This is a genomic window from Aeoliella fuhlenseeensis, assembly GCF_052161615.1.
In the GTDB taxonomy this organism is placed as follows: Bacteria; Planctomycetota; Planctomycetia; order Pirellulales; family Lacipirellulaceae; genus Aeoliella.
The window spans coordinates 4,227,461-4,241,483 of record NZ_CP197417.1 but is presented as its reverse complement, the minus strand read 5'-3'; the positions used below and the strand labels follow the sequence as shown (position 1 = coordinate 4,241,483).

General features: G+C 60.4%; 7 protein-coding genes. 6 read left to right on the top strand and 1 reads right to left on the bottom strand.

Annotated elements, in window-relative coordinates; genetic code table 11:
* The first annotated feature begins 81 nt into the window (after positions 1–81).
* The 6 genes from SH292x_RS16575 (at position 82) to SH292x_RS16550 (ending at position 12,903) form a co-directional block, all read left to right on the top strand.
* The gene (locus SH292x_RS16575) at positions 82–1,254 is read left to right on the top strand and encodes a DUF1559 family PulG-like putative transporter (protein WP_442482124.1); all 1,173 of its coding nucleotides are present in this window, start codon (positions 82–84) and stop codon (positions 1,252–1,254) included.
* Positions 1,255–1,308: 54 nt separating this feature from the next.
* Positions 1,309–1,746 (top strand): hypothetical protein, encoded by a 438-nt coding sequence (locus SH292x_RS16570; RefSeq protein WP_442482123.1) that lies wholly within the window; start codon positions 1,309–1,311, stop codon positions 1,744–1,746.
* Between the two features lie 49 nt (positions 1,747–1,795).
* The gene (locus SH292x_RS16565) at positions 1,796–5,569 is read left to right on the top strand and encodes a PEP-CTERM sorting domain-containing protein (protein WP_442482122.1); all 3,774 of its coding nucleotides are present in this window, start codon (positions 1,796–1,798) and stop codon (positions 5,567–5,569) included.
* A gap of 189 nt (positions 5,570–5,758) precedes the next feature.
* Complete coding sequence (locus SH292x_RS16560; RefSeq protein WP_442482121.1) at positions 5,759–8,845, top strand: DUF1553 domain-containing protein; 3,087 nt, start codon at positions 5,759–5,761, stop codon at positions 8,843–8,845.
* A gap of 4 nt (positions 8,846–8,849) precedes the next feature.
* The gene (locus SH292x_RS16555) at positions 8,850–10,292 is read left to right on the top strand and encodes a DUF1501 domain-containing protein (RefSeq protein ID WP_442482120.1); all 1,443 of its coding nucleotides are present in this window, start codon (positions 8,850–8,852) and stop codon (positions 10,290–10,292) included.
* 175 nt (positions 10,293–10,467) lie between these two features.
* Positions 10,468–12,903, top strand: a complete 2,436-nt coding sequence (locus SH292x_RS16550; RefSeq protein ID WP_442482119.1) for a hypothetical protein — start codon at positions 10,468–10,470, stop codon at positions 12,901–12,903.
* 4 nt (positions 12,904–12,907) lie between these two features.
* Here SH292x_RS16550 and SH292x_RS16545 read toward each other — a convergent pair whose 3' ends face one another.
* Complete coding sequence (locus tag SH292x_RS16545) at positions 12,908–13,849, bottom strand: histone deacetylase family protein (RefSeq protein WP_442482118.1); 942 nt, start codon at positions 13,847–13,849, stop codon at positions 12,908–12,910.
* Positions 13,850–14,023 lie beyond the last annotated feature (174 nt).

The following is a 14,023-nucleotide window of genomic DNA, read 5'->3' as shown; positions in this document are numbered from 1 at the left end:
GCAGCAGGCCGACGGGCAGGGGATGGCCACCACGCAGGCATAACTTTTCTTAACGTCGTAAGGATAGGGAGTACGTTTACCATGGACACCAACGCCGTCCGGCGCCGAGCAAATGATTTGCAATACAACGTCTCGCGTCGTCCTAGTGCTTTCACGTTGGTGGAGCTACTGGTGGTGATCGCCATCATCGGCATCCTCGTCGCGCTCCTGCTTCCAGCCGTCCAGGCCGCCCGCGAGGCGGCTCGTCGTTCGTCGTGCGTCAACAATCTCCGCCAACTCGGAATTGCGCTGCAGAATTACCATTCGTCGCACGGTCGTTTTCCTGCAAATGCCAACTACATTCATGGTGAACTGGCTGGCCGCCGCGACTTTGCTTCGCATCTTCTCGTGATGGGACCATTCCTCGAGCAGTCGGCTCTTACGGATAACCTCGACTTTTGCGATCCGGCGGACCCCGCTTGCGTCAGGCCGGGCGATCAATTGATCGGCACGGTTCCCGCCCGCTCGTTCGTGGTACCCCTGCTTCAGTGCGCGTCAGACACGAAGAACGGCCGCATCAATCCCGCAGACGGGATCAGCGCAATGTCGAGCTTGCTACTCGGGGGCGAAATTGCGGTGACGAATTACGCGGGGTCGATCGGCTCGCAACGGATGGAATCATTCGGCGGCTTCAACCTGTCGACGGTGGTTCCACCCGGAGGAACCATGTACGACCAGGATCGCGACGGCGAAGATTGGTTCAATCAGAACACCGATCCCTCGAAGCCTTGTCCCACAGGGGCAGGTGGAGCCAATGTGCGGTCCGATTGCCCCAACGCCCGCACGATTTCGGGTGTGTTCGCCCGTAGCACTTGGGCGGCCAAGATCGCGCAGATATCCGATGGCACCTCGAACACGATTGCGATGGGGGAGATTCTGCCGGCGTCATCGGGGTTTCAATGGATTCGTGGCTGGACGTTGTCCGAAGGATTGTGGTTCGCCACGACCGCGCCGATCAACTTCGAAACCGACAAGGACGACGCTCCGACCAACACCACTGGTGGCGGACGCGGTGGTGCCAGCGTCACCAAGAAGCCAGGCCACGACTGGGAGGTCGACTTCAATACCGCAATGGGCTTCAAGTCGCGGCATCCTGGCGGAGCGAACTTTGTGTTCGCCGATGGTTCGACTCACTTCTTGAACGCGTCGATCGACTACACCGCTTATCAACGGCTTGGAGCGCGGGGCGATGGCGAAGTCGCGTCGTTCGAATAGGCGTTAGGTGTGCCCAATTGCTCGTATTTTTCCTGACTTGTCTCGGCTGAACTAATGTTACATCCTCTCCGAAATCTAATACTTTTCACGGCTCTCCTACTTCTTAGCAGTGGTGGCTGCAGCGACAGCCCCGAAGGAGTCGAGACGCACCCGCTCACGGGCGTGGTCACTCTCAACGGCAAGCCGGAGTCGGGCGTCGTCCTGACGTTCCTCGCCGAAGGGGAGGGGGGAACGAACGCGTCAGCCGTTACCGACGACGCGGGAGAGTTCGTTGCGGCGACCTCTTTCGACATGGGGACGCGGGAGCAAGAGGGCGTGATCGCCGGCACCTACCGAGTGACCGCCACCAAGTTTGAGAAGCCCGACTTCTCCGGTAAGCAAACGGCTCCCAAGAATTTGCTCCCTGCCAAGTATTCCAGGGCCCAGACCTCGGACTTAACGACCACGGTGACCGCCGGGCAAGAGAATCGTGTCACGTTTGAATTGAAGTAAGCCATCCTCCACTTGTCTAACTATGCATCCAGCTTTAGGAGCGAACAACATGTTGCGACGTTCATGGAAACTAAGCCCGGTGTGGGTGATGGCAATCCTGGCTGCACAAGCCGGCGAAGGGCGGGCCGATTTGTTCGGTGCGCCCACAACGATCACCGCGACCTCTGAATTCAACGGCGACTACACCGTCACGAATCTCTTCGACGAAGTCGTGACCGACGCGAACATTGGCGTTACCCAGTATGGCGCCGGCGGGGGTACCCAGTGGGCCGGCGTTGGTACGGGGCCATTCAACGTTTTCATGGACTATGGTTCGCCTCTTACGGGCGTGGACGGCTTTGTCTACAGCCAACGGCTTGGTGGCAACCCCGCGCTCGACAAAGTGGGGCGAATTGACTTTTGGTTCAGCAACACCGACTTCGGCGGCGTGATTCCAGGCACTCCCGCGAATGCAAGTGTAACAGTCACGAACACTGCGACCCCCATACTAACCCAGTACACCTTTGGCGGGGCGGATTTCTCGGGACAGTACGTAGCGGCTCGTTTCATCGCGCCACCTGGGGGTGGCGGCAATATCGGAGGTAGCGAGTTTCGTTTGAGCTTCAATACGCCGACGGCCATTAACCCTGCGTTCATTGTGGACCGCGAAACCGGCAACATCACATTGACCAACGATACGGCTTCGGACGTGACTTTCATCGCCTACGAAATTGAATCGCCTGACTACGGAGGACTTGATTCTGAGAACTGGAGTTCCATCACCGGCAACTACGACTCGGGCAATCCAGGCCCGAACCAAGTGACCACAGCGACTTGGCTGGAGTTTACTCCCGAGCCCTTTGTTGGTGTCCTTAGCGAGGGTGTGCAACCCGGAAGCGGCGGGGTTACGCTTAGCACCGGTCAGTCGGTGAATCTTGGCAATTCCTGGATTCGTACTTCGACCGAGGACCTCACCGTCCGCCTCGTTGCGAGCGATGGCTCGCTGATTACGACCGATATCGTGTACGTAGGGGACGAAGTGGTCGATGGCGACTACAGCGGCAATGGCAGCGTGGGTGCCGAAGATTGGCCTCTGTTCCGTACGGGACTCGGTAGCGCCGGTACCAACCTGTCGCTTGCTCAAGCCTACCGCCTCGGGGACCTCGACGAAGACGGCGACACCGATCTGCGCGACTTCCGCGCGTTCGAAGCACTTTACGACGCCAACAATGGCACTGGTGCTCTCGCGGCGCTCATGACCTCGCAGGTGCCGGAACCGAGCTCCTTCTTCGTCCTCCTGGGGTTAGTTGGTGTAGCCATGGTTGTCCGTCGACACAAAGCGGTCGCTTGTACGCTGTTGGGCGCCATCTGTGTGCTGGGGGCGGCGACCGCCGACGCCCAAGTGTTCACGCTCTCGTCGCCCGCGACCCCCACAACGTCGACAGCGAACTCCGAATACAACGCCGATTACGGAGTTGCCAAACTGTTCGACGACACCACCTTCACAGGTGCTGACGTTGGTGTGAAAGTGTATGGCGGGGGCGATCCGCAGTATGCGGGAGTGGGAGTTGGTCCGATGGAATTGTTTTTCGATTACGGCAGCTCCATCTCAGCCAACTACCTTACCTACGCCCAACGCGCCGGTGCGATCGGCAATGCCGACAAGGTGGGCAAGGTAGAGCTGTGGTTCAGTAACACCGACTTTGGAGGTGTCGTTCCAGCGACCTCGCCCGACGCCGACGTTTCGGTGACCGAACTCAGTGGCGTGATGACGCCATACAGCCTGACTGGTGTGAAGAGCGGACGCTACGTCGCCGCACGCTTAACCATCAACGACATTTCGCTCGATAGCCCCGTGAACAACATCGGAGGCAACGAACTGCGACTGATGAATGGTCCTTCGGACGTGGTGCTAGAGGTGAACCGATCCACCGGCAGCCTGACGATTCGCAACGAAGGGGCGCTTGCCCAAAGCCTGCCGATCAACGGTTACGAGATTCGCAGCGGTGGCTCGCTTCTCGCTACGTGGAACGGTTTCGAGAACGGCAGCGTGGGTGGGTTCACGCCGGGCACCGGTACGGGAAATGGTTGGGAGAAGGGCGACTCGTCTAACTCCAGCCTTTTGGTCGAGGCGAATCTGCTCGGATCATCCACACTCTCGAACACCGCCGTGCTTCCGCTGGGAACGGGGTACAACACCGCGGTCGACGGACAGGACCTTGAGTTCTATGTGAACACCACTGGCACCGCCGAACTATTCCTTCCCGGGCGAGTGGTGTACGTGGGGGGGACCGCCGAGCTTTTTGGAGACTACAACAACGATGGCACGGTGAATCTCGCCGACTACACGGTTTGGCGTGACAACTTGGGGGCGGCATCGCTCACCAACGAAGACCCCAGCGCCTCGCCGGGCGTCGTGAACGCCATCGACTACCAAGTCTGGAAGAGCAACTTCGGGGAGTCGTCCTCTGGATCGCTAGTAGGCAGCACAAGCGTACCCGAACCATCAGGCTTGCTACTACTGGCACTAGCCGGTGCGATTGGCGTTGGCCGGCGATGGAATGGCTTGGCGATGCGAATCCTTGGTGGTCTTGCCATCGCGGTGTGCTGCGTAGGGTCTACCAGCGCGGCGACCCCCGATGCGATCTACTTATTTGGAGACAACTCGGGTCCCGACGGCGTTGAGAATGGCTCGGCGGGAGTTGCGGTCGGTCAGGGAGCTGGTGCCCTGGTGGCCGATTTTACAATCGATCACTTCGGCGACCCCTCGGTGCTGACCACCTATCGCGATCTCGCACCCGTTCCCACCGAACCCGCGCAGCGGCCCAAGTACATCAACACCGCCGCGCTAAACTACCCCGGTACTAACATGGGGTCGGTGACGTCTGGCGTCGGCATTGTATTCGATGGCGTCGACGATGCGCTGCGTGGACCGGGACTAGGCTATCCGCCAGACGGCGATGCCAACTTCGCCGACCCCTATGCCAATGCCTACTTCACGATCACCACACGTCTGATGGACGGTTGGGTGCGTCCGACGAACCTGTCTGGAGCTCGGCAAGACGTGGTGAACGATTCGTCTCAGTTTGGCATTCATATCACCGCGAACGATACCTGGGGCATTACCTATGCTGGTCAGCAGTTCGATAGCAACGTCGTTGTCGCCGACACGCTCGATGCTAACGGTTGGGCTCACGTGCAGCACATCGTCAAAGGCAATCGGGCGACACTGCTGGTCAACGGCGTCGTGGAGTTGATCACCCCCAACACCTTCTACTTGAACACTGATGCGGAGGAGATCGTGTTCGGCTCGAATCTCGAAGGCGATGGCGACTTCTTCACGGGGACGATGGACAATTTCCGCCTCGCCGTGGCAGGAGATAATCGTGGCCTCACCCCCGCCGGTAAGAACTACGGCACCATCAACTTGCTGACCGACAACGACTTCATCACCGCCAACGTGACCCCGGGCGATGCCAATGGCGACGGAATGGTGAAGGGCAATGGAACCGGTAACGAGAGCGTCGACGACGTGACCTATTTCGTCAATCGCTTCTACGACACTCAGGTGCTGACCGATGCCGCAGGCAATTCAGTCATTGCGGGTGACCTCAACAGCATCACGACCATGGCCGATTTTGATGGAAGTGGGCGGACGGATCTGCTGGATTGGATCATTTTGTTCCAGAACCATCAGGACTCAGCCGCCCTCGCCACGGTCGATCTAGCCGCCCTGTTGCAGGGTGGTGGTCAAAATGCAGTCCCTGAGCCCGCTACGTGGGCGATTCTCGCGTTCGCTGTGGTAGGATATGGAGTGGCGGCTCGCGGCCGTCGTAAGTCGTGATATCCCGCGGCCATCAGGCCGAGCAAGTTTCTACAGGCTCCCCATCGCGCGACCCATCTGGCGTCGCAGCCCGTGTACGGTTTCTGAATTCTGATGTCTCCAATCGAGCGTTCTATCTGCGAGATAATCCCCAATTTGTGGCTGCGTGGAATTGTGGTCGCGGCACTGTTGCCCATGGCGGCCATCTCCATGGCAGAATCGCCGAAGGTCGATTTCTCACGCGATGTCTTGCCAGTACTTTCCGACCGATGCTTTCTGTGCCACGGCCCCGATGCCGAAGCACGCGAAGCGGGTCTGCGACTGGATGGTTTTGAGCTCGCTACGGCCGAACTCGATTCGGGCCTGCGGGCAATCGTCCCGGGAGACGTTGATGCTAGTGAGCTCGTAAAGCGAATCATCTCCGACGACGATTCGGAGCTGATGCCACCCGCTGACAGCGGGAAGACACTATCGGCCGCGGAGCGTGAATTGCTTACGCGTTGGATCGCGGAAGGAGCTAAGTACAAGCAGCACTGGGCGTTCGAATCGGTCGCAAGGCCTGAGGTCCCGAAGGTCAAGAACGAGGCGTGGGCGCAGAATGCCATCGATCGTTTCGTTCTCGCGCGGCTCGAAGCGGAAGGGCTTGCTCCAACCAGAAAAGCGGAGCCCGGCAAACTTGCACGGCGCATCCACCTAGACTTGGTGGGAATTCCCCCCTCGCTGTCGCAGCTCCACGAGTTTGCATCCGATGAGTCGCCCGAGGCCGTTGGTCGATTAGTGGACCAATTGTTCGCGTCGCCCCACTACGGCGAGCGGATGGCCATCGATTGGCTGGATGGAGCTCGCTACGCTGACTCGAACGGCTACCAGAACGACTTCGCCCGGCACATGTGGCCTTGGCGCGACTGGGTGATCAAGGCGTTCAACGCCAACATGCCGTACGACCAGTTTACGATCGAGCAACTCGCCGGTGATCTCTTACCAAACCCCACCCGTAGCCAACGTGTGGCGACCGGATTCAACCGCAACAACCGCACGGTGACAGAGGCAGGTTCGATCGACGAGGAATGGCTCGTTGAGAACGTGGTTGACCGGGTAGAGACGACCAGCTCAGTGTTTCTGGGTCTGACAATGGGCTGCGCGCGGTGTCACGATCACAAGTACGATCCAATCAGCCAGCGCGAGTTCTACGAGTTCTACGCCTTCTTCAACAACATCGCCGAGCAGGGGGTCGTCACCGAAACACGTGGTAACGTCGCGCCGAAGATAACGGTTCCCAGCGTCGAGCAAGAGGCGGAACTTGCTGAACGAGCCAAGCAAATCGCGTCGCTCCGCAAGATGCGAAGCACCCTTAAGTCGCACACGACTTCCGAAGAGATGCTTGATCAGCTGGAGGAACTTGCTGGTGGCGACCCGCTGGAAGCCAAGGTTCACCTAACGCTGACCGCGGATGGCGGAGGGATGGATACTCCAGCCGGTGGAATGATGCAAACCGGCGGATCCAGTAGGGAACCGGTCCAGTTCGGGGTTGGCTTGCCCGGCTCCGTAGCACGATTTGTCCACGGTGGACTCGTGTGCGGCAACCTGTGGGCGCCGAATCGCGAGTCGGGATTTACCTGTAGCCTATGGGTTAAGCCCGTATCGGATGGTGCCCTAGTGTCGCGGATGGACGGGGGGGAGGGGAGGCGAGGCTTCGATATCTCGCTCATTGATGGGGAAAGGCTCTCAGTTCATCTGATTCATGCCTGGCCCGAGAGTTCGTTGAAGGTAACTTCGAAGACCCCCCTGCCCAAAGGCCAGTGGAGCCAATGCACCGTGACCTACGACGGATCGTCGCGTGCGTCCGGAGTGCGATGTTACGTCAATGGCCGGCCCGTGGAGCTCGACACACACAACGACACACTGAACGCTACCATCGAGAGCACACAGCCATTGCGACTGGGGCAACGTTCGGACGAGCTCTACTTCGCGGGCGAACTTGCGGAGGTCGAATTCTTCGATCGACCGCTGAGCATCGTCGAGGTACAGCGGCAACTCGCCCAGCACCTTCTAGCTCTGCATCTGCAAACTGCTGCCGTCGTGGACGATGACGCCGCCAAGGAGGTTGGCGCGTTGTCGTCCGAGCTAATCGCGGCGCGAAAGCGAGCCATTCGCGACGAAGTCAAGCAGCTTGAGACGGAACTCAAGGAATTCGAAGAGAAGCTTCCCAGCGTGATGGTGATGGAGGAACGTGAGGAGCGACGTCCAACGTTTGTCCTGAAGCGTGGACTCTATGATCAGCCCGATAAAGACCAGCCCGTTGACGCTGACGTTCCCAGTTTCCTGCCACCGCTTGCCGAGGGCAAACACGATCGACTGGCTCTGGCGAACTGGTTGGTGTCGCGGGAGAATCCGCTCACCGCGCGAGTGATGGTGAACCGCCTTTGGACCAAGTTCTTCGGGCGCGGGCTCGTCGCATCGCCGGAGAATTTTGGTGTTCAATCCGAGGTTCCTTCGCATCCGGAGTTACTTGACTGGCTTGCCGTCGAGTTGATCGAGAGTGGCTGGGACTTGCAGCACCTGCAGCGGCTGATCGTAACGAGCGCCACATACCAGCAATCTTCCGCCCGGTCGGCAGAGCTGCAAGAACGCGATGCTAACAATTTGCTACTCGCGCGCGGCCCTCGCGTTCGTCTTACGGCCGAGTTGATTCGCGACAATGCCCTTACGGTTAGCGGATTGCTTACGCCTACGATGGGCGGCCCAAGCGTCATGCCTTACCAGCCCGAAGGTCTTTGGGCCGAACTCGCCGGCGGGGCTCATGAGACTTACACCCAGGATCACGGCGAGGCGCTCTATCGCCGCAGTCTCTACATTTACCGGAAGCGGACGGTGCCTCATCCTTCCCTCAGCACATTCGACGCACCGAGCTGGGAGATTTGCCAGATAAAGCGTGCACCAACCAATACTCCGCAGCAGGCACTCGCACTTCTGAACGATGTCACTTACGTGGAAGCCGCTCGCAAGCTGGCGGCGATGATGCTTGAGGATGGCAACGCGAGCGTCGAGAGCCGCCTCGCCATCGCCTTCGAGAGTCTCACCGCTCGCGAGCCACGGGGCGAAGAGCTGAAGAAGCTGGTCGCCGTACTTGAGAAATATCAGCACCACTTTGCTGCCGATCCGTACGCAGCGAAGGAGTTCATCCAACATGGGGAATCAGCGCGGGGAGCCGAGGGTGTGGACGATGTGACGCTCGCCGCGTACGCGGCGACGGCAAGCTTGATACTGAACCTCGACGAAGCGGTTACTAAGGACTAACACCATGAATCCTCTCGCACACGTGCAGCACTTCAATCGCCGGCACTTCCTGGGCAGGAGCGGTGTCGGACTAGGCGCGATGGCCTTTGGCTCGCTCGGAGGATTTGCGCCCACGGTGCAGGGGAGTTCCGTACCTGCGTACGTTCCCTCGGTAGCGCCCAAGGCGAAGCGAGTCATCTACCTGTTTCAGTCGGGCGCCCCTGCGCAGCACGAGTTGCTCGACCACAAGCCGCTGCTGGGCAAAATGGCCGGCGTGGATTTGCCCGACTCGATTCGCATGGGGCAGCGCCTTACCGGAATGACCTCCGGTCAGGCGAGCTTTCCGCTCGTGCCGTCTAAGTTCTCGTTCGCTAGGCATGGCCAGTGTGGTGCGGAGATGAGCGAGTTGTTGTCGCACACCGCAGAGGTGGCCGACGACCTGTGCATCATCCGCTCGATGCACACCGAAGCGATCAACCACGATCCGGCGATCACGTTTTGTCAAACCGGCTCGCAGGTAGCAGGCCGCCCCAGCATGGGGGCGTGGCTCGCTTACGGGCTGGGTAGCGAGAGCCGCGATTTGCCGGCGTACGTGGTGATGGTGTCGCGCGGCACAGGGCGACTGGGTGACCAACCGCTCTACGACCGCCTGTGGGGGACAGGTTTTCTGCCTTCCAGCTATCAAGGAGTGAAGCTGCGCGGTGGCGGTGATCCTGTGCTCTACTTAGCCAATCCCGCAGGTTGCAGCACGGGCTTCCGCCGCGAGATGCTCGACGACCTGGCCGAGCTAAATCGCCAGAGCTACCAGCAGCACCAGGACCCAGAAGCTCTGTCCCGCATCGAGCAGTACGAACTCGCCTTTCGCATGCAGGCATCGGTGCCCGACCTTACCGACATTTCGAACGAGTCGCAGCAAGTACTCGATATGTACGGGCCCGACGTTCACAAACCGGGAACCTACGCCCGAAATTGCCTGCTAGCTCGCCGGCTGGCGGAGCGTGACGTGCGATTCATTCAGCTCTTCCACATGGGCTGGGATCAACACGACAACCTGCCCGACCATCTGACGAAGCAGTGCCGCGACACCGACCAACCCACCGCTGCCCTGCTGCGAGACCTGAAGCAACGCGGCCTGCTCGACGACACGCTGGTGGTTTGGGGGGGCGAGTTTGGGCGGACGGCCTACTGCCAAGGGGAGATGAAGAACGGCAACTATGGCCGCGACCATCACCCCAAGTGCTTTAGCGTCTGGCTCGCGGGTGCTGGCACCAAGGCCGGACTCTCGTACGGCTCGACCGACGAGTATGGCTACAACATCGTCGAGAATCCGGTAGAGGTGCACGACCTCAACGCGACCATTCTCCATCTGCTGGGCGTAGATCACCTGAAGCTGACTTATCGATTTCAAGGTCGCGACTTCCGTCTTACTGACGTGCACGGCAAGGTGGTTGGCGACATCTTGGCTTAGGCCTTCGATCTGGCTTCTGACGGCGAGTACTTTGCTAGCATCGATTCGAATCGGTCTTTGATCGTCGGGCGAGTTTTGATACTAACCGCCGAAGCCATTCGCGGCGCAGTGCAATAGGCGCTTGCGCGAGGCAGTCAATGTTCATTCAATGCCCAACGGATTGGGAAGCGAAGCCATGTCGAAGCCGAAGTCACGTCGCCGTCTGCTGCTGCCAACTCTCCTGGCCACCACTCTGTCGAGTGGAGCTGGTGTCGGTGGGTACCTGCTGTACGCCCCGGGATCTTCGGACTTGAGCCGAGCGACGCAGCAAGATCTAGAAGCGGGATTTGCTTCGGCCCAAGAGGATTCGGCACCCAACGACACACTGGACGGCCTCGCGAGCGCTTGGAAACGCGAGTCGCCCGGAGCGGTGGTCCCCGCCTCCGCAGAAGAACCGATTGCTGCGGTCCCCGATGTCGATGCGCTACCGATTTCGCCGCCCGGCGATCGCTACGCGAACGCACCGCTACCTGTCCCCGCTGATTTACCATCGCTCCCGCCAGTGGAAGAGTCGGTCGAGCCCACTCCAGCTGAGTCGCTAGTCGGCGTGGAACCAACCGCAGAGCCTCAGGCAATTGCTGACGTCCCACGCGACGCCGAGCAAGTTGTCGCACGCGGGCAGTCGCCGTTTGGTGAACTTCCTCCCGTTGCGCCGATGCCGGCAGCGAATCCGCTGCGCGCGTCGTCGATACCGACGGCCGAAAACGTAGCGGCCGCACCTGTGGACAACCAAGCGGCACGCACCGCGTTCGAAGAACCCGCGCCAATGCCGATGGCAACCGAAGCAGCCGACAACTATCGCGCACTCCCCGCCGCCGCCGCAGCAGCAGCAGCGTTACCGATGGCGGAGCCCATGGGCCACCCCGGTGCCAATCCGCTTCGAGCACCAGCCGCGATGCCCGTGGAATCGCCTGCTCCGGCCGACAATTACCGGCAGCCTGCGCCGCTTGGGGCGATCGACCCTGATGATCGCTACGCGCAGCAGCCTGCCCCCATCGAGTCAATTGAGTCGGAATCGATGCCGTTGGAACAACCCCAAGCGGCTCGCAATGCCTTCGCCCAACCAGAGCCTTATGGTGCCGCTGCCGAGCCGATGGAGACGAATCCATCCCCGGCCGATAGCTACGCCGCCGCCCCGATGGCGATGGGTTCGCGCGGTGGTTCGATCGACGAAGGTACCGGGATGCCGGGCGAGAAGGCACTTGAAGGCCCACAGCGTCCATCGCTCGTGCTTCAGAAATTCGCCCCCGAGGAAGTGCAGGTCGGTAAAGAGTGCCAGTTTGTGATCAAAGTACGCAACGTTGGACAGCGTCCGGCGGAGAACGTGGTTGTAGAGGACGAAGTCCCAGCGGGTGCAAAGTTCGTTGGTGCGAGTCCCCAGGCCGATGCCAATGGTCCGACTTTATCGTGGCGGATTGGCACCATGTCGCCCGGAGAAGAGCGAACGCTCGAAATCAACTTGATGCCAACCAGCGAAGGCGAAATTGGTAGCGTTGCCAAGGTGACCTTCGCGTCCCAAGCCTCCGCTAAGTCTCGCTGCACACGACCTCAGCTTGCCCTTCGCATGACGGCTCCTAGCCAAGTGCTGATCGGTCGGCAGCAACCGGTTACCATCGAGATTCACAATCCCGGCACCGGCGATGCTACCAACGTGCTGTTGCTTGAAAATGTCCCAGACAACGTCCGCCACCAACACGGCCCCGCTTTGGAATTCGAGGTTGGTACGCTTCGTGCCGGCGAGACTCGCCGCATGGAACTCGTGCTGACGGCCGAGAAGCCGGGCAAGGTGGTCAACATCGTCACCGCTCGGGCCGACGGCAACTTGCAAGTGCAACAAGAAGTCGAGTTCGAAGTCATTTCGCCCGCCCTGGCTGTTGCGGTCGATGGACCGTCCAAGCGATACCTTGAGCGTCAAGCAACGTACACCGTTCGCGTCGAGAATCCAGGCACAGCCCCTGCGAAGGACGTGCAGCTCGTCACCAAGCTTCCTAAGGGCCTGCAGTTCGTGAGCGCCAACAACTTGGGCGAATACGATGCGACGACGCACAGCGTCTATTGGTCACTGGCCGAACTTCCCGAAGGCAAGGATGGCACTGTCGAGCTCGTTGCGCTGCCTGTCCAATCGGGTGACCACACCATTGAAGTCGAAGGCCGCGCTCGCGAGGGTCTCGAAGACCGCACCACGCAGCCCGTCCGCGTCGAGGGCCTAGCGGCGATCATGTTCGAAGTCCACGACGCCCAGGACCCAATCGAGGTGGGTGGTTCGACGAGCTATGAGATCCGAGTAGTCAATCAAGGCTCGAAGGCGGCGACGAACGTCCAAGTCACGGCGCTCATCGCACCTGGAATGACCGTTACCGGAGCCCAAGGCGAAACGCGGCACGCCGTGGAAGCCGAGGGAGTGGTTTTTGAGCCACTCGCTCGCCTCGCGCCCAAGGCCGAAACCATCTTCCGCGTGGACGTGCAAGGAACTCGCGCAGGTGATCAGCGCGTGATGGTCGAAGTTCGTACCGACGACATTCCCCAGCCGATCCGCAAGGAAGAAAGCACGCGGGTGTTTGGCGACGAGTAGACTCTTACTCGGGCTCGCGCTCGCGTAGCGCTTCGAGGTGAACCGCTAGGCTCTCGGCGAGCATGGCGGGGTGGTAGCCTCCTTCGAGCACGCTGACCAGTCGACCCTCTGCGTGCGCAGCCGCGACGTTCTGCACGGCTGACGTGAGGGCGTCGAAATCTTCGCTTTCGAGGCCCAAAGATCCGACGGGGTCGAGCCGATGGGCGTCGAAACCAGCGCTCACCAGCACGAGTTGCGGCCGGTGACGGTCGGCAAAATCTTCTAGTTCACGAGTGAACTCCGCCAGGTAGCGGTCGCGCGACACTCCGAGCGCCATTGGCAAGTTGAGCGTTGCTCCGATTCCATCGCCTGTGCCAGTCTCGTCAGCCGCACCAGTGCCCGGGTAAAAAGGGTATCGGTGTGCCGAGAAGAACGCCACTCGTGGGTCGTCGTAGAACAAGTCCTGCGTGCCGTTGCCGTGGTGGACGTCCCAATCGACGATCAGCACCCGCTCAAGCCCATGTTGCTCCATGGCCGCTCGGGCGGCGACGGCGACATTGTTCACCAGGCAGAACCCCATGCTGCTGGCGTGAACCGCGTGGTGCCCCGGCGGTCTCACTAGGCAGAGTGCCTGCTTCGACTCGCCCTTCACGACTCGGCCGACCGCGTCGACAGCCGCGCCGGCGGCGACGAGCGCGGCATCGAACGATGCGGGAGAGACCACCGTATCCGGGTCGGGACGACCACCCCCTCGCTGGGCGAGGAGTTCCATCTGCCGCAAATAGTCCGCGTCGTGAACCCGGGCGACCATGGCCAAGTCCGCGGGGGCCCACTCGCTCACCAGGTCCTCCCGCCACAGGCTGTTGGCATCGAAATGGTCGACGACGGCCCACAAGCGACCGGCATTTTCGGGGTGTTGGCCGGTTTCGTGGTCGAGAACCCGCGGATTGTAGTACAGGAGTGTCATTTTCTACCGTGGGCAATAAGTGGGGCAGGGAAGGGCGATTTGTAGTTAGAACCGGCTTTTTTACGAGGCAAAGCGCCCGATCGACGGTCCTCGTGAATCCTTAATTCTTGATTTTCGCGTCCTCCGTTGCTAGCCTAGAAGAGGTGGAATCTGGCGCAAGTGATTGTCAGATTA